We start from the raw sequence: 17,116 nt of genomic DNA, 5'->3' as shown, positions 1-17,116 counted from the left end.
CTTGGGGGCATGTTGGGCGCGCGTTCGCGGTGTCGGACGAACTTGCCTACGATGCTGAGGTCGTTGGCTGCTGTCTTTTGGGGAAAGCTGGCGCATATTCGCTGACGTCTTGACGCGGCTCGCGCATGAAGCCCCGTTGATACGGAAACGATTAGCGCACGCCAAGTCATGCGGCTGCACCGATGCCAACCGATTGAAACAATCAAGCGATCAAAATGCGTTGCCGAATGGCCGATGGCGGACGCAAAGTCGCCGTTTGACTTATTGCTGATAGGAGCCACGTCCGATGCGCGTCCTGGCCGATTGCGGCCTATCACAAGCATCTGCTTGCGACCCTTTGCAGTCACTCACTGAAGCGACTTTGAATCACGCTGGGAGCATCACGGCAGCTAATTCGTAGCCCAACTGGCGTGCACGCGCCGCAACCTCTATGCCAGGAAGAAGCCACGCTTCAACCTCTACCAGTGATGCCGAGCGCCAGGTTCCGTGCGCCCCGTGGCAGCCGCGCTTGATTTCGAACCCGTCGACTCCGCGTCGAGCCTCACGAAAGCACTCCGCCAGCCCAACATCCGGCACAGAAAGCTCGCCGCCGACTGGCAGCAACGAAAGGACGTCATGCAGGTGCATCGTGGTTAGCGAGCAAGAATGCCAAACGCACTGGCCGACGGTTCGAGTGCTAGTTACCTGGACGCCGATTGATTGAAGATTCATGATCGATAGTGTTCGAGAGACTGCTTCTGGCCGGTAACGGTCCTATGTGACCGGCCGTTTCCGCCCCTTCTCCGACGATCCGATTCGAGAGCGAAATGTCCGTTGACCGTAGTCAAACTGTCAAATCGCGCAAGCGGTCAACGAAGATCTCGGAGAAACGCAATCAAGGCTGCGTTGACGAGTTCCGGCACCTCCTGCTGCAACCAATGCCCGGCTCGCGGAACGATTTGAGTTCCCGCCAGATTTGGCACGATCTCGGACATGCCTCTGATGATTTGGTGCATACCCGGAATCGCCAGGCCAGGGTCTCGCTCGCCGACGAGGTAAAGGGCAGGAACCTCGACCAGCATGCCGTCAAATGCGGATTGCAATTCCCAATTGCGGTCCAGGTTGCGGTAATAATTCAATCCGCCTTGAAAGCCAGAAACGCTGAATGCTTGCACAAACGCTTCAAGGTCGGCGTGTGAGAGCCACGCGGGCAATTGGGGCGGGTTAATCAAGGCGTCGAGCAGCCCACTTTTTCTCTGCAAGAGTCCAAACGGATTGGGTGTATTGGTGTCGCGTTCCCCAATGTCGCCGGATGCGGAAAAATAGATCTTTCGTAGTGTCGTGGCAATGTCGCGCTCAAGTTCGCTTTCGGCCAACCCAGGTTCGGAAAAATAATGCGTATAGAACCACACTTGGTCGGTCTGCGGAAAGAGCCGGCTTGGCATCATCGGCGCCCGGCCGATCATTGGCACGCCCAGCGCTGCGACTGCGCGAAAGCGGTCGGGCCGAAGCAACGCAGCCTGCCAGGCGACGGTCGCACCCCAGTCGTTGCCCACGATGACGGCGTCGCGTGCTCCAAGCACATCGACCAGCGTCACCAAGTCCCCGACAACATCCAGCGTCGTGTACTGTTCGATTGCTGCTGGACAATCGCTGGCCCCGTAACCGCGCAGATCTGGCGCTATCGCATGGAAACCGGCATGTGCAAGTGCATCCAGTTGATGGCGCCAGGCATGCGATGTCTCCGGAAAGCCGTGGCAAAGGAGCACCAAAGGACCGTCGCCTTGCTCTGCGACGTGCATGCGAATTCCGTTGGCTTCCAGAAATCTTCGACGATATGCGGGCATGATTGATCTTGCGGAGGCGGTTTAACAAAGGACCTTCATTAAGTGTAACATTATAAGTTACGTATAAACAAACGTTCCATCATGCAATCCGATACCCGGCTGGTTCGACTTCTGCACATCCTCATACACATGCACCTTCGTGGAGGTGTGACTACCTCTGCGACGATTGCGCTGATGCTTCACACGAACCCTGTTCTTGTTCGACGAACTATGGCGGCACTTCGCGAATCAGGCTATGTGAATTCGACCGGTGGACGTGGCGGCGGATGGGTTCTCGCATGCGACCTAAACGATCTCACGGTAAGAGACGTGTATGAGGCCATTGGGCACACCGCGCCGTTCGTGATCGGCCCGTCTGATGACAATCCCGAGTGTCCGGTGGAGGCAGCTGTGAACTGTCACATCAACGAGGCGTTGGATTTAACAGAAAGCACCTTGTTGCGATTGCTTGGGGAGAAGCGAGTTATCGAGATTGCGTACGACGTGACGAGTTCGAAGTCGGGCAAAAGGTTTAAGTGATCTCCAGCGCAATGAAACACGATGCGGGCGCGCTCAGGATCGGTTGGCTACACTGTGCGTTGTGCTTTCGAGCCGCACGTCCATCCGTCATGCTTCGTTAATGTTGTGTCGAGTGTGAAGCACGCAGCGCAACGCCTATGCCATTCGCAAATCCCGCAACACATCAAGTACGTGTTGCGTGGAGCGCTCGATGTGCCCCGCGCGATGGGCAATGCCGAGCCGGCGCCACAACGCCGGCCGCAATGGGCGCATGACGACGCGCTTGTCGGGTAATGGCGCCGTCGCCTCATGGGGTAACAGCGCGGCGCCGTATCCTGCCGCGACCAGACTCTTGATCGCGTCATTGTAGTTAAGCTCGATGCGGGGCACCGGTTGATGCCCCCCGGTCGCGAACCACTCCGCCGTCAGTTGCGAAAGACGCGTTGTCGCGTCGTTGAGAATGAGCGGTTGGCCAGCGAGCCATGCGGGCGTGACGCGGGCGGGGCACTGCCAATGTGCCGGCACAAAAGCCATCACGGGGTCGCGCCTCCAAGGCGTGATCACGAGTCCAGCCTCGGGTGGCTGAGGCAGCGCAACGAGCCCAACGTCCAGCGTTCCATCCACCAGTCCGGACAACGTTTCCCGTGACGTAAGCACTGCAACGTGAACGTCGATGGCGGGATGGTGCTGGCGCAGCACCTCAAGCGCTTGCGGTAACAGGTGCGCGATCGCGCCAGTCGAAGCCCCGATCCGCACGCGCCCTTCGAGTCCCTGCACCTGGCGTTGAATATCCGCCAACGCCTGCTCCGCATCCGCCAGCAAGCGACGCGCGCGCTCCACCAGCACCTCGCCTATCGCCGACGGCCTGACATGTCCGCGCTTGCGCGACAGAAGAGGCGCTCCAATGCGCTCTTCAAGTTCCGCGATGTGGAGGCTGACCGTTGGCGGTGCCAGGTGCAATGCACGTGCCGCCTCGGCAAATGAGCCGCGGTCTGCGATGGCCACGAGGGTGCGCAAGCGGTCCAGGCTGATTTCTCGCATGTCGGCGTACGAAGTCAGAAAAACTGAATGATCACGTTATGAAATTCAACTTTCCCTATTCTATCCGTCCGCGGAATATAGGGACTCGTGCTCATTTTTTCTGCTTACCATTCAAAGTCAACGGAGTATTTCACGCATGAGCTCTCCCGTTGTATTCATCGACGGCGATCAAGGCACCACCGGGTTGCTGATCCAGGAACGGCTCCGTAACCGGACCGACATCAGACTGATGACGCTTGATGCCGCGGAGCGCAAGGATTTGCGGCGTCGCGCGGAATTCATCAACGCCTGCGACATCGCGATCCTCTGTTTGCCGGATGCCGCGGCACGCGAGGCAGTGGCCGCGATTGTCAATCCTGCGGTTAGGGTCATCGACGCCAGCTCCGCGCACCGGACACAGCCGGACTGGGTCTACGGATTTCCGGAGATGGCGCCGGGGCAGGCCGAGCGAATTGCCAGCGCACGCCGCGTCACCAACCCCGGTTGCTATCCGACTGGTGCGCTTGGCTTGCTGGGGCCATTGGTGCAGGCCGGGCTCATCCCGCGCGATTACCCGATCAGCATTCACGCGGTCTCCGGCTACTCCGGGCGCGGACGGGCGGGCGTGGAGGAATATGAGGGGGCGGGCGCCGCTAACGCGCCGTCATACCAGGTTTATGGCCTGAAACTCGCGCACAAGCACGCGCCGGAAATCCAACAGCACGCGGGGCTCGCGCAGCGTCCTATTTTCGTCCCGGCATACGGAGCGTTCCGTCAGGGCATCGTGCTGACGGTGCCCCTGGCGGTGCGGTTGCTGGCACCCGGCGTGGACGGCGCGGCGCTACACACCACCCTTGCTCGCCACTATGCTGAGGCGGATCACGTGCGGGTCTTGCCGCTGCATGAATCGAACGCCGTGGAGCACTTGGATCCACAAGTGCTGAACGGTACGAACGACATGCAATTAAGCGTGTTTCAAAACGTGGACGACGGACATATCTTGCTGGCAGCCGTTTTCGACAACCTTGGCAAAGGCGCGTCCGGCGCCGCGGTTCAGAACCTGAACCTGATGCTCGCGGCGCACTAGGTGTCGCCGGCTTGAGATGGCGTTCGGCTACGAGCGGATGTGCCAACGACGGTTGGCGCATCTGTTTGTGGCCGTCGAACGATTCGTTCTGCTCGGTAAGGGGTATCGGTCCACGGGCTGTGTCCGACCCACAACAGTCCTTCAGGTTTCTCCAAAGCAGCCAGTCAGTCGTCACGCGCTTGCTACGTGAGATTCAATCCCCCATCCGAGAGCAGAATTTCCCCCGTCAGATAATCTGAGTCGACTAGAAATGCAACAGCCTGAGCAATATCCTCGGGACTAGCTGCCCTACGCATAGGCGCCCGTTCCTTCCAAAGTTGCTGAGCTTGCGTCCAGTCCGCCGTGAGAGGTGTATCGACCAAACCAGGAGCGACAGCATTCACGCGAATGTCTGGGGCAAGCGAAACAGCGAGCAAGCGAGTCACGTGGTTTAACGCCGCTTTAGTCGCTGCGTAAGGTATGGACGCCCCCTTTGGTCGGACGCCGGCATGTGAACTCACGTTTACGACGCAACCGGGCTTCCCGCGTGTGGCCGCTTCACGCAGTGCGGATTGCGCTTCGGTTACTAGGCGGAACGGGGCAACAACATTGACTTCATGTAGCTCCCGCCATACGTCCGGCGTGGCCGCTGCCAGATCCCCATGGGGGATAACGCGACTGATCCCCGCGTTATTGACCAGAACGTCGAGTCGGCCCCATACGGCAATCGCTTCACGGATGAGCTTTACTCTGTCCGCGTCATCGGCCAGATCGGCTTGCACATAAGCTGCCGCTCCGAGTTCCCGGGCCAACGCATGACCTGCAGGCGCCGAACTGCGCGAATGCAGGACGATTGAGAAGCCGTCTTTTGAAAGTCGCCGCGCGATCGCGGCACCAATACCAGAAGTCGAGCCAGTGACAAGAGCGACAGGGGACGGAGTTTTCACGGAGGCTGGTATAAAGTGTAGCGTTCTTGGAATGGCGGAGGTCGTACTCATGACCTTTGACATGATGACCGTAAAGGCCGATCGATGACGGACGCCACCTGATGTTCGTCCCTCGATTGTCGACGATCGAGGCTACTGTGTCGATCGTCTCAAACTGGCCGATACCTGCCCGCCGGCAACGGCGAATGAAGAAGCCTCGCTGCGTGAATGCAATCACTCAGGTCTCTCCATGACTGAACCTCGTCTGACATGCCTTGACCAGAATGAATGGGAAAACTGGTTGACGAAAAACGACGGTACGTCGACCGGGATATGGCTACGCTTGGCCAAAAAGGGCGCCGGGCAGCAGACATTGACGTACGAGCAGGCGCTGGAAAGTGCCCTTTGTCATGGCTGGATCGACGGTCAAAAAAAGACTGAATGTGATGAATACTGGTTGCAACGCTTCACGCGACGTTCCGCAAAAAGTATCTGGTCCCGGCTCAACAAAGAGCGGGCCGAAACGCTGATCGCCGCAGGCAGAATGTCGCCTTCCGGCATGCGGGAAATCGAGCGAGCCAAAGCGGACGGCCGCTGGGAGGCGGCCTATGCATCGGCCAGCAACTCGGTCGTGCCGGACGACCTGCAGGTCGCATTGGATGCCAATCCCAAGGCCAGCGCGTTCTTTGCGACGCTGAGCGGCCGAAACCGCTATGCGATCCTGTTTCGGATACAGAATGCCAAAAAGCCCGCGACGCGGGGGCGCAGGATCGAGGAGTTCATCGGCATGCTGAATCGCGGTGAAACCATTCATCCCTAAGTCGGGCAGTTCAACATCCAAACAAAGTCGCCGGACGTTGCCGCGCGCAGGGTGGGCAACCCGCTGCGCGCGCTACGTGCCGTGCGTCGAGGCCCCGACGCTGCTATTTGGTCGTGCGGAGATGGGGCGAAGCGTTACGCTCCGCAACCACGCGCGAGCGAACAGATCAGGTCGAGACCGTCTCCAGTTGAATGCCCTTCGTTTCAACGCCGAAGAACCAAACGCACGCGGCGGCAATGCCGAAACAAGCCGCCCCGAACAGAAATACGGCGTCGCTCGTTGACCAGGTGACGATCGCCCCCACGAGCGTCGGGCCCAACAACGCGCCGATTCGACCGCAGAACGAGGCGTATCCGCACCCCGTGGCGCGCGCCCGCGAAGGAAACAATTCCGGTGTATAGGCATAGAGGACCGCCCACATACCAAATGCGAAGAATTGCATGCTCGCCCCTGCCACATAACTCGGCCACTGGTCAGCCCCGGCCTGCAACACCTGGCCGAAAACATAGGTGGCGAACGCGCCGCCAACGAGCGTGCCGACGCACGTCAACTTTCGCCCTAGACGTTCTACCGACCACGCGGCGACAAGGAAGCCGGGAATGCCGCCGAGCGAGATACAGACCGTGAACAGAACGGACTGCGTGACTGCGACCCCGCTCGCCTGCTGCAGCGCGCCAAGCCATGTATTCAAACCGTAGAATCCGAGAAGCGCGAAGAACCAGAGCGTACCGACGACCAGCGCGCGAACGCGGTAGTTCGCCGACCATATGACTCGCATGCCGCGCTCCTCGAGCAGACTCTCCGCGGCGATCGGTGGAACGTGGGGCAGGACATTCAGGTGAAGTCGGCGCATGACCGACTGCTCCACGCGTGCCACAACCGCATCAGCCTCGGCATACCGTCCCTGCGATTCCAGCCAACGAGGCGACTCCGGTACATAGCGGCGAATGACGAACAGGAACAGCGCGGGCACGGCCTCCAGGGCGAACAAGACGCGCCAACCGTGGTGCGACAGGACGTAGTAGGAAAGCAGTCCGGCACTGATGAAAGCGATGGGCCAATTACCGTCCATCAACGCCAGATATTTACCTCGCTTGTCGGTGGGAATGAACTCCGACAGCAAGGTTTGCGCGAGCGGTAACTCCATTCCCATGCCGATCCCGAGCAGCAACCGGTACGCACTCAACTCGACCGGCCCCGATGCGATGGCACAGAGCACGCTGCCCAGTCCCCAGACCACCATGCTGATCTGAAACACCGGCTTTCGTCCGAAGCGGTCGGCAGCAATGCCCGAGCAGATTGCGCCGATCGCCATGCCGACGAAGCTCGCGCTACCGATCATCCCCGCCTGCACATTGGTAAGTGCGAAGTCGGCCTTGATCGATCCGAGAACGAACGTCATGGTGGCCAGATCGATATTGTCGAAGAAGAACGCTAGCGCTATGACGAGAAACAGCCATCGGTGATACCCACAGACGGGCAGTCGCTCCAGGCGTTGGGCAGCCGTTACACGACCGACTTCAATCGATTGCATTTTCATTCAACCTCCTCCGTTTTTGCCGATCCCGTGGAATATGTCAGTACCGGAGATCGGTACCGACATTCGTCAATGTGGGCCGCCAAAACTAGTGAGGCGCGCGGGAAAATGTCGTATGCAATCGGAGTTACGCCAAGATGACGCTACGGGATCACGCGGAACGCTGCAACGCAAGCGACGGCGCGCGTGCCCAAACTGCCCAACGCGATTCCCAACGCGATTATTTTGTGCGACTGAAACGATGAGGATCGAAGGCTCCTTCCGGGAGGCCCGATACGCACGCCCCCCGCTCGAACGGATAGCGAACGTAAGGTGCTTGAGGCTGGCCCGGCGGCGAATACTGGCCGTCTGCGAGAATGCGCTTCTTCGCGCTCAGGCTCTCGATCAGACATCGAATGGCCACGATCTGATTCGCGGCCCCCGGTTCGATGGCGGTGTAGTCGTTTTCCGGGCGAAATTTCCCCAATGCCTGGTTCTGATGCGCAATCACGTCCTGTGTTTCCATGCGGGTGAAAGCTTTGCATCGCGCGATGACGCTGTAGTACTCAAGACTGGTGTTCTGCCCTTTGGGCGCTTTGAGCAATGCGACGGGGCGATCGATCACGATGACAATGTGCGGATCTTCCTGGATCAGTTGGGAAAATTTTCCGAATCGCGAGCAGTGAATCAGGAAGGCGTCGCCTGTAAACGTAAAGCTCTGTGGCACCACGTAGGGAAACGGCTTGTCGTTCACAGCCACACGACAGATCAGCTCGTCGCGCAAAAACGCTTCGATGGCAGGCCAATCGGTCCACGTCAGATCCGTTCGGCGCATTGCGTTATCCAGATATTCAGGCGTCATAATCCATATCTCCTGTTGAAATGATGAGTTGTTGTTCTCGCCCGGGCCCCACCCCGATGCCCGCGACGCGACATGCCGTCATCTCCTGGACCGCCAGGACAAATTGTTGCAATGACGAGGGAAGCAAAGAGAAGGCAAGCGGGGTATCCGGGAGGGCGTCGAATGCGGGGAAGTGGCGGATTGTCGGAACCCACCGACCTTCCCGTGCCTCGTCGACCAGAACGGGAATCCGACCGTCGCGTGTCTTTGAGAACAGCGACAGGCAGTCGCACTTGTTCAGATATAGTTCGTCCACGCCATGGCGCTCGATGACCGCGGCCAGCTCGGCAAGGTCGAGTCGCCCAAGACGGCGCGGCCGTCCGCTGCCAGTGCCGTATTCTCTCGTCAACAGGCGAAGGGCGACGCCGACCGCGAACTCATCCTCCGACCCCAGCATTTCGTGAGCGTTGAATCGGTCTTGTTCTTCACGCCAACCAATACCGCGCAGCTCGGCGTCTGCGCAATAGCGGGCTGACTGGTCTCCTCCGAATTCGGAGCGAAACGGCCCCGCGCCGACGCGCGAAGCAATGGCCTTCGCGACACCGATCGTCTTGCGGTGATATTGACTGGGAAGATCGCCACCGACGAAGGCAAATGCCGGCGCCGTATGACTGGCGGTGACATAAGGCTGTTGTCCGCCGCTGACGTCGAGCATCACGGACTGGGCGCCTTCGAACAGGACGCGGGCCCCGCCCTTGACCCTGCGCGTCAGCCATCGCGAGTCCGCGACGACGATCGTGCTCTGCAGGGCTTGCCATGCCGCGCGCATGCCCGCAATCGAGGCGGCTGTCGCGGCTTGGGCTTCCGTGGAGTTGTCGTGTAAAGCCGCGTAACGTGCCATCTGCTCGAACGCGCCCGCTTCGTCGGCGACCAGATCGCGAATCTGTACCACGGTGCGTACGCCGCGCTGCCAACGGAGCGACAAGTCCGCATAGCACGGACCAATGCCGTTCCCGGTCGTGCCGATGCAGGCCCCTTGTCCCGCATCGAGTTCGAGATGCGTGGGCTGAATGACCGCGCAATGTGCGCTCAAGTACAGCCGCGTTGCCAACTGAACGCCCGCGTTTTGAAGCGTGGTGATCTCATTGGCGAGTTTCGTCAGATTGACCACGCATCCAGAGCCGATGTAGAGCAACTTTCCCGAATGAAACACGCCTGAAGGCACCTGGGCGAGTCGGGCGCGTCCGTGTGGGGTCTCTAACGTGTGGCCCGCGTTCGCACCACCATTGAAGCGGGCGACGATGTCGTAATCGGCAGCAAGCATGTCGACGACCTTGGCTTTTCCTTCATCGCCGTACTGAAGGCCGACAAGGACATCGGCATATCCCGGGGAGGCGCTCATGAGGCGAGGGCGAACGTGGCTTCCACCTCGACGGGCGCATTGAATGGCAGACTTGCCACACCGATGGCGATGCGGGCGTGCGCTCCCGCCTCGCCGAAGAGCTGCGTCAATAGCTCTGATGCCGCGTTCACGATAAACGGCGCGTCGGCAAATCCTTCGGATGTCGCGACGAATCCACCCACCCGCAGCACGCTCTCGACGCGATCGAACCGTCCGTCGGTGGCAACCTGGACCCAACCAAGAAGATTCATGACGCACAGCCTCGCCGCACTTCGCGCGTCGTCGGTCGAAACGTCGGAAGGCACTTTGCCGACCCAAACGGGCGCGCCGTTTCGCACCGGCAATTGTCCGGAGACGATGAGCGTGTTGCCATGCAATTTGAATGGCTTGAAAGGGGCCGGTGTCACCGAAAGACTCGGCAATGCCAGCCCGGCTGCGGTGATGCGTTCGTAGATGTTCATGAGATCTCCAGAATGGCGCCGCGGCTGCGGCTGCCTTTCAATTCTGGATGATCCGGGCAGTGGGGAATGTAGCGGCGATGCAGACGTTTATCGCGATTGCGCCAATCGACATCAAGGGACTCAGGGCTTGAAAAATTCCGTCGGCGTGCAACCGAGTGCCTTGCGGAACATCGCGCTGAAAGCGCTTGTACTGTCGTAGCCGAGCGACAAGGCGATTTCCGTCACGGAATGTTGCGCGCTCAGCATCTGCACGGCCACGAGCAACCGGGCCTGTTGCCGCCAGCGCGTAAAGGTCATGCCGGTCTGTTCGGGAAACAATCGGATGATGGTGCGCTCGCTCGCGCCCACGACTTTGCTCCACGCTGCGACAGACGTCTCTTCCGCGGGATTCGAAAGAATCCACCGGCAAATGCGGGCGATGCGTTCGTCCGACGGCATGGGGAGGTGCAGCGGCTCGATGCTCAGCGGTCGAATCTCGTGAAACAGCAGGTCTACGACGGCCGCATCCCTGCTGTTGGGCGCATAGTCGACAGGCATCCGGGTGACGGCGTCGATGAGTTCGCGCAGCAGTGGCGACACCGATACGACGCAGCAATTGCTTGAGCGAAGCGGGGCACGATCGGCATCGAAATAAAGCGTGCGCATCTCGATCGCGCCGACGGCCTGCATGCAGTGCCTGACGCTCGGCGGTACCCAGACAGCGCGAAGCGACGGTACGACCCAGTTGCCTTTCGCGGTGGTCACGACAATGGCACCGGTGCTTGCATAGATCAGTTGCCCACGGATGTGTTCGTGATAATCGATGAAGAAGCGATCCGGCAAGTCGCGAGCCATACCGCCTACCGGCCGCGCGATCTGCTGGTAATCGTCTCGATCCTCACTTTTTCCGAACATGGCGTAACCTCGTCATAGCTTGACACTTGTCCGCGCGCCGCGGCGTCGTGTGTCTCTTAGATTCGGAATTTGCGCCGTAACGATGCGGCGCGAGATCGACTTCCATTCCGATAAGTGAGGCTAGCATGCCGGTTTACCGTTCATTTGATCAAGAGGCGTTGGATCGTCAGTACAACGTTCGCGCGGGCATTCCCGATCATCTCGAAATTTTTTCTCGTTGGGCCCGCACTGGCGAGGCCTTCCGTCGCGCCAAGACTTTCAGGGGGGATGTCGCGTACGGCAGCGAGGCAAAGCAGACCTACGATCTGTTTCCAGCGCTGAGGCAAGGCCGGCCAACGCTCGTGTTCATTCATGGCGGCTACTGGCAATCGCTGGATAAATCCGATTTCAGCGCGCTGGCCGGTCTATATCAGGCCAACGACATCAACTTTGTTGTCGTGAACTATCGCTTGGCGCCGGATGTGCGGATGGGAGATATCGTCGACGACAATCGTCGGGCAATGCTACACCTATACCGAAATGCCACGAGCCTTGGCATCGATCGCGACGCAATTTATGTTTGCGGTAGCTCGGCGGGCGGCCATTTGACGGCGGCGTTGGCAGGCACTGACTGGGCGTCGTACGATGCCCCTCCCGATTTGATCAAGGGGGCGTGTGCCATCAGCGGTCTTTACGACCTTGAGCCGATACGCCTGTGCTATCTGAACAAGGCGGTTCAGCTCGATGAAGATGACGTGGTCGCCTTCAGCCCTATCCGTCATCTCCCTAAAGTGCCCCTCACCTACATCCTCAGTGTGGGCGGAGACGAGTCGGATGAATTTCATCGGCTTCAGGCACAGTTCCAGACAATACTGAACGACCACGGTTTTGACGTCCAGATCGTGCGTCAGCGTGACGGCCATCATTTTGATGCCGTCGACCGAGTGGGGGAGGCGGGGAGCGAACTGTCGAGCGCGATTCTCTCTATGATCAACGCCCGATAATCATCTGCGGCATTGCGTGCCCGGCCATGCGTCGCAATCTTCGTGATCGACGGACTATGGCCGGCGACCGCCGCTCGGGAGTGGTTGCTGCTGACGCGTTATTGCGTGCCAGGCGCGATCGTCACCGGTCGCCATACGCGAGCCAATCGCCCCTCCTGCTCAACGTGCTAAAATCATTGACTGATCAAACATTGATCCGTCAAAAAATGGCTCCCAGTCCCAATACCCCGCATTCGGCGGGGCAGGTATTGCCGTTCCGGCAATCGATCGTGGCGATGCTCGGCCTGTGTTTCTGCACGATGATGGTGGCGCTCGACCAGACAGTGGTCGGTACCGCGCTGCCGACCATCGTCTCTGAACTCAAGGGTTTCGAGTACTACGCCTGGGTCGCAACCTCGTATCTCCTGACCTCCGTCATCACCGTGCCGATCTTCGGTCGGCTCGGCGACTTTTACGGACGCAAGCCCTTCGTCGTTGCGGCCATCATCATCTTCACCGCCGCATCGGTCCTGTGCGGCGCCTCGAACAGCATGTTGTTCCTCGTCATCGCGCGCGCGCTGCAAGGTATCGGCGGCGGCATGCTCGTCGGCACCGCGTTTGCCTGCATCCCCGAGCTGTTTCCCGATCCCCACGTGCGTTTGCGCTGGCAGGTCATGCTCAGCTCCGCCTTCGGGATCGCCAACGCCATCGGGCCCTCGCTCGGCGGTTTCCTCACCGAAGCCTACGGCTGGCGCTCGGTCTTCTACGTCAACCTGCCGGTGGGTCTGCTCGGTCTGTGGTTTGTCGGCCGCCATCTGCCGCATATGCGCGCCGGCGGGCATGGCAAGGCGAGCCTCGACTGGCTCGGCGCCCTCCTGATCACCGCCACGCTCGGTAGCCTGCAAATGCTCGTCGAATGGCTGCCCGCCGATGGCCTCTCGCGCGGCGTGCTCATGTTGCTCGTCGTGTTGGCGATCTCGTCGTATGCGCTTTACTGGTGGGAGCGACGCACGTCGCATCCGATCGTGCCGTTCGAAATGTTTCGCGACAGGAAACTCGCGCCGCTCTTCGTGCTGTCGGCCTTCGCCGGCTTCACCATGTTCGGGGTGCTGTTCTACGCGCCGTTGCTGCTCCAGGGCGGCTTCGGCCTCTCGCCGCGCGAAACCGGTCTGCTGATCACGCCGATGGTCGTGTGTATCACCGTCGGCAGCATCGTGAACGGCCGCCTCATCACGCGCCTGCCAAATCCAAACGTGATGCTCTACGGCGGCTTCTTCCTGCTCGCGCTCGCATGTGCCGGCGTCATCACCACGCATCGCGGCACGCCGCACGGCCTGATCGCCACCTACATGCTGTTCGCCGGACTGGGCCTCGGTTTCGTCATGCCGAACCTCACGGTCTTTGCCCAGGAAGTCGCCGGGCCCGCGCACCTGGGCATCGCCACCGCGCTCATGCAATCGCTGCGCATGATCGGGGGGATGCTCGGCACGGCCATCGTCGGTACGCTCGTGAATCACAGCTACACCGGCCGTGTGACGGATGCCCTCGCCGCCAACGGTGGCACGCAATGGACCCCGCAGCTCTCCGATCCGCAGATCCTCGTCAATGCGCAATCGCAAAGCGAGTTCCTTAGCGCGCTCGCGCCCCTGGGGCAGAACGGCGCGCTCTTCATCGAATCGGCGCGCACGTCGCTCGTTGCCGCCATCCACAACGGGCAAATGATGTCGCTCGCGGCAGCGCTCGCCGGTCTGTGGTTCGTCAAGCGCGTGCCGCTTATTCGTCTGACGCGCGGCGCCAAGCCGCAGCCGCCCGTCGGGGAGTGATGCGATGCCCACACCGCAAAGACGCAACGTTATCCAGCAACTCGGCCAGACCTATCGCGCCATGATGGCCGCCTTCGACGCTCAGGTCGGACACCCGCTGCCGCGCTGGCGAATCATTCTCGCGCTGGCCGAGCGGGGTACCTGTTCTCAGAAGTTTCTCGCGGAACATTGCCGTCTCGATCCGGCGTCGCTCACGCGTCAGTTGAAATCGATGGAAGCGCTCGGCTGGCTGTCTCGCGCGACCGATCCGCATGACAACCGCCTCACGAACGTCACGCTCACCGCCGCAGGCACGGCCGTGTACGACGAGGCGACGCCGCGCCGCCAGGCGTTCTTCGACGATGCGCTCGAAGGCATGACACCCGCCGAGATCGCAACGCTGGAAAGCGCGCTCGGCCATCTGGAGGCGCAGTTCAAGTCGGTGGCGTCGCGAGCGAAAGCGACCGATACGGACGCGAAGTCGAGTGGCGATGCGACGCGACCCGCGCACGTCGAGACGCCGCCGGCGTTAGCCACATCACCCGGCAAACGCGCGTCGCGAAGTCGAACGTAAGCGCCTCGTCGCGACACGCCATTGCGCACATCGCGACCGTGTCGGACGTAAAAAAGCCGCCCATCGTGAGCTGCATCCCAACGGTTGGATTCGCGTCCAACCTCGCGGGGCAGTTCACATCGGGCGGCTTTGTCGTTGTAGCGCGCGCAACAGTGGCTGAAGCGATACGCGTTGCGTTGCCGATGCGCGATCAGAAGAACGTTTGCACGATGTCGACGACGTTGTAATCGCTGTCGACCACCGGCAAATGACGCCATTTGTCGAACGTGAGACACGGATGCGAAATGTCGAACGCGATCATGTCGCCCACACGGATGTCGTCGCCCGGGGCGATACGCAAGTACGCGTGCTGATCCATCATGCCCGTGACTTCCCAATGCGCCGGTGTCGCCGTCGGTGTCTTGCTCTCGCCCGGACGGAACTGCAGCGCCGGTTCCGGCATGCCGGCATCGAATGCCGCATCGCGCTTGCCTAGCGCAATGATCGCGCGCTCGGGCTCGGGAATCGATTGCACATACGCCCAGAGTTGCAGCGCCGGTTGCAATTGCGAGCGCATTTGCTTCGCGATCGGATTGCGCGTGGCGATCTGCGCTTGCGCGGCCTTGTAGATGCCGACGTCGTGCGTGAGATAGCAGCCCGGGCGCAACACGACGTCGAGCGGCGCGCCCACGTTCTTGTGCGCGAACTCGTCCGCGACGACGTCATACCAGGCCGAACCCGCACCCGACAGCACCGCCGGCGTGCGCTCGATGCGACCCGCCGCCACCAGCTCGCGCGTGATGCTCACCGCCCGTTGCAGGAACGCGCGAATATCCGCTTCGGCGCTCAGCACGCCTTCATAGACTTCCACGCCCGCGAGCTTGACGGCGTCGTGGTACTGCGCCAAGGCGTCGAGCACCGCCTGCTGCTGCGCGGCGTCGCGCACCCCGGTGCGACCGCCCGTCACGCCCAATTCGATGAGCACCTGGATCGACTGGCCACGCGCGCGGAAGAACTTGCCCAGATGCTCCACCGCGGCGGCGGAGTCCACCAGACAGAAGAATTCAAAATCGGGATCCTTCAGCAAATCGGCGATCAGCGCCATGTTGCGCTTGCCGACGAGCTGGTTCGCCATGAGCACGCGTCGCACACCGTGGTGATACGCGGCGTGGGTCTGCTGCGCCGTAGCGAGCGTGATGCCCCACGCGCCACCCTCGAGCTGACGGCGGAACAGCTTAGGCGCCATCGTCGTCTTGCCATGCGGGGCGAGCTTCACGCCGTACTCATGCACGAAGCGCTGCATCCACGCGAGGTTGTGACGGATCTTGTCCTCATAGAGCACGGCCGTCGGCAGGCTCAGGTCTTCGTTCAGCAAATTCCATCCCAATCCGGCCGTCGCGGACGGGGCGAGCGGGACTTCCATCGCCCCCAGACCCTTGTTGAGGGTATCGATCATGCCGTGCTGATAGTTTGTATCATTCATTGGAAATCATCTCCGTGACGATGCGGATAGGGCCGCTGGATGCCTCCTATAATAGCTTTTAATTACCTGTGTTTCGCAATTTTGTTATAAAGTAACAAAAATTGCCAACCCTATCAGCGAGGCACCCCCGGCCCACCGTCGAGGGGGCCGCGCGGACCCGAGATATGCCCGAAACCTTCGATATCGTGACGCGCGTTGCCGAGCGCAGCGAGGCGCTCAGCCAGGCGGAACGCAAGGTCGCGCAGGTGGTGCTGGACGATGTCGCCGGCGCGGCAGCGGTGTCGATCAACGTGCTGGCCGAGCGCGCGGGCGTGAGCGAGGCGAGCGTGACGCGTTTCGCCAAGGCGATGGGCTGCCGCGACGTGCGCGATCTCAAGCTGCGTCTGGCGCAAGCCGCCGTCGTCGGACAGCGCTTTTTCGGCGCGAACGCGGCGAGCGGGACGGACGGCTCGACGGAAACCATCGACCGCATTGCCGACGATATCCAGACCACGTTGCAATTGCATCGCAGCCTCATCAAGCCGGACACCGCGCGTCGCGCGGCGGCCCGGCTACTGTCGGCGCGCATGGTGTACGCCTTCGGGATGGGCGGCGGCTCGTCGCTGATGGCCGACGAAGCGCGTTACCGGCTCGTGCGGCTCGGACGCCCGGTCGCGAGCTATCAGGATGCCGTGCTCGCCCGCATGGTCGCCAGCACGCTCGGGCGCGACGACGTGGTGCTCGCCTTCTCCGTGAGCGGCCACACGCAAGAGCTGGTCTCGGCCTGCGAGATCGCCCGCGAGTACGGCGCGCAGGTGGTGGCGATCACGGCGACCGGCTCGCCGCTCGCGGCGTTGGCCGACGAGGTGCTGCCGATCCGTGCCCTGGAAACGGATTTCATTTTCAAGCCGTCGTCCTCGCGCTACGCGATGCTGCTGGCGATGGACGTGCTGGCCACCGAACTGGCATTGCTCGCCAAGCCGCAGAGCCAAGCGCTGCTGCGGCGAATCAAATACGTACTCGATACGCATCGGGGCGGCGGCGATCGCCAGCCCCTGGGAGACTGA

At 61.1% G+C, this 17,116-nt stretch carries 16 protein-coding genes; 7 read left to right on the top strand and 9 right to left on the bottom strand.

The genetic code is table 11. The features are described 5' to 3' along the window. Positions 1-848: 848 nt before the first annotated feature. Complete coding sequence (locus PSO31014_RS10755) at positions 849-1,826, bottom strand: alpha/beta fold hydrolase (RefSeq protein ID WP_150551619.1); 978 nt, start codon at positions 1,824-1,826, stop codon at positions 849-851. Positions 1,827-1,907: 81 nt separating this feature from the next. On the opposite strand from PSO31014_RS10755, the gene PSO31014_RS10750 reads away from it, so the two are divergent. After that, the gene (locus tag PSO31014_RS10750) at positions 1,908-2,345 is read left to right on the top strand and encodes an Rrf2 family transcriptional regulator (RefSeq protein WP_150551618.1); all 438 of its coding nucleotides are present in this window, start codon (positions 1,908-1,910) and stop codon (positions 2,343-2,345) included. Between the two features lie 135 nt (positions 2,346-2,480). On the opposite strand, the gene PSO31014_RS10745 is transcribed toward PSO31014_RS10750, so the two are convergent. Then, on the bottom strand, positions 2,481-3,365 hold the full coding sequence (locus tag PSO31014_RS10745; RefSeq protein ID WP_150551617.1) for a LysR family transcriptional regulator: 885 nt from the start codon (positions 3,363-3,365) through the stop codon (positions 2,481-2,483). A 136-nt stretch (positions 3,366-3,501) separates the two neighbouring features. Between PSO31014_RS10745 and argC the strand changes: the two genes are divergently transcribed. Beyond that, positions 3,502-4,431, top strand: a complete 930-nt coding sequence (argC, locus tag PSO31014_RS10740) for an N-acetyl-gamma-glutamyl-phosphate reductase (protein WP_150551616.1) — start codon at positions 3,502-3,504, stop codon at positions 4,429-4,431. Between the two features lie 182 nt (positions 4,432-4,613). Here the strand turns inward: argC and PSO31014_RS10735 are convergent, their stop codons facing one another. Then, a complete protein-coding gene (locus PSO31014_RS10735; RefSeq protein ID WP_246176602.1) occupies positions 4,614-5,357 on the bottom strand; it encodes an SDR family NAD(P)-dependent oxidoreductase in 744 nt (247 codons plus the stop codon). 229 nt (positions 5,358-5,586) lie between these two features. Here PSO31014_RS10735 and PSO31014_RS10730 point away from each other — a divergent pair, with 229 nt between their 5' ends. Continuing rightward, positions 5,587-6,156: a YdeI/OmpD-associated family protein gene (locus PSO31014_RS10730; RefSeq protein ID WP_150551614.1), complete on the top strand. Its 570-nt coding sequence runs from the start codon at positions 5,587-5,589 to the stop codon at positions 6,154-6,156. Between the two features lie 166 nt (positions 6,157-6,322). Here PSO31014_RS10730 and PSO31014_RS10725 read toward each other — a convergent pair whose 3' ends face one another. From PSO31014_RS10725 to PSO31014_RS10705, 5 genes are all read right to left on the bottom strand, one after another. Then, a complete protein-coding gene (locus PSO31014_RS10725) occupies positions 6,323-7,696 on the bottom strand; it encodes an MFS transporter (protein WP_150551613.1) in 1,374 nt (457 codons plus the stop codon). A gap of 217 nt (positions 7,697-7,913) precedes the next feature. Beyond that, a complete protein-coding gene (locus tag PSO31014_RS10720) occupies positions 7,914-8,534 on the bottom strand; it encodes a pyridoxamine 5'-phosphate oxidase family protein (protein WP_174976472.1) in 621 nt (206 codons plus the stop codon). Continuing rightward, positions 8,524-9,915: an adenylosuccinate synthetase gene (locus PSO31014_RS10715; RefSeq protein ID WP_150551611.1), complete on the bottom strand. Its 1,392-nt coding sequence runs from the start codon at positions 9,913-9,915 to the stop codon at positions 8,524-8,526. The genes PSO31014_RS10720 and PSO31014_RS10715 overlap by 11 nt, the downstream gene beginning before the upstream one ends. Then, positions 9,912-10,376: a RidA family protein gene (locus PSO31014_RS10710; protein WP_150551610.1), complete on the bottom strand. Its 465-nt coding sequence runs from the start codon at positions 10,374-10,376 to the stop codon at positions 9,912-9,914. Before PSO31014_RS10710 ends, PSO31014_RS10715 begins: the two co-directional genes overlap by 4 nt. A gap of 120 nt (positions 10,377-10,496) precedes the next feature. Then, positions 10,497-11,270, bottom strand: a complete 774-nt coding sequence (locus PSO31014_RS10705) for an AraC family transcriptional regulator (protein ID WP_150551609.1) — start codon at positions 11,268-11,270, stop codon at positions 10,497-10,499. Positions 11,271-11,395: 125 nt separating this feature from the next. Between PSO31014_RS10705 and PSO31014_RS10700 the strand changes: the two genes are divergently transcribed. The 3 genes from PSO31014_RS10700 (at position 11,396) to PSO31014_RS10690 (ending at position 14,608) form a co-directional block, all read left to right on the top strand. Beyond that, complete coding sequence (locus tag PSO31014_RS10700) at positions 11,396-12,253, top strand: alpha/beta hydrolase (RefSeq protein WP_150551608.1); 858 nt, start codon at positions 11,396-11,398, stop codon at positions 12,251-12,253. A gap of 206 nt (positions 12,254-12,459) precedes the next feature. Continuing rightward, positions 12,460-14,055, top strand: a complete 1,596-nt coding sequence (locus PSO31014_RS10695; protein ID WP_150551607.1) for an MDR family MFS transporter — start codon at positions 12,460-12,462, stop codon at positions 14,053-14,055. A 4-nt stretch (positions 14,056-14,059) separates the two neighbouring features. After that, positions 14,060-14,608 (top strand): MarR family winged helix-turn-helix transcriptional regulator, encoded by a 549-nt coding sequence (locus tag PSO31014_RS10690; protein ID WP_150551606.1) that lies wholly within the window; start codon positions 14,060-14,062, stop codon positions 14,606-14,608. Positions 14,609-14,798: 190 nt separating this feature from the next. Here PSO31014_RS10690 and PSO31014_RS10685 read toward each other — a convergent pair whose 3' ends face one another. Continuing rightward, positions 14,799-16,070, bottom strand: a complete 1,272-nt coding sequence (locus tag PSO31014_RS10685) for an amino acid deaminase (RefSeq protein WP_150551605.1) — start codon at positions 16,068-16,070, stop codon at positions 14,799-14,801. A gap of 164 nt (positions 16,071-16,234) precedes the next feature. Here PSO31014_RS10685 and PSO31014_RS10680 point away from each other — a divergent pair, with 164 nt between their 5' ends. Then, positions 16,235-17,116: a MurR/RpiR family transcriptional regulator gene (locus tag PSO31014_RS10680; RefSeq protein ID WP_150551604.1), complete on the top strand. Its 882-nt coding sequence runs from the start codon at positions 16,235-16,237 to the stop codon at positions 17,114-17,116.

This window comes from Pandoraea soli, assembly GCF_902459595.1.
Taxonomy (GTDB): domain Bacteria; phylum Pseudomonadota; class Gammaproteobacteria; order Burkholderiales; family Burkholderiaceae; genus Pandoraea; species Pandoraea cepalis.
Note: the sequence above shows the minus strand (reverse complement) of the source record. Positions and strands in the feature narration are given on the sequence as shown.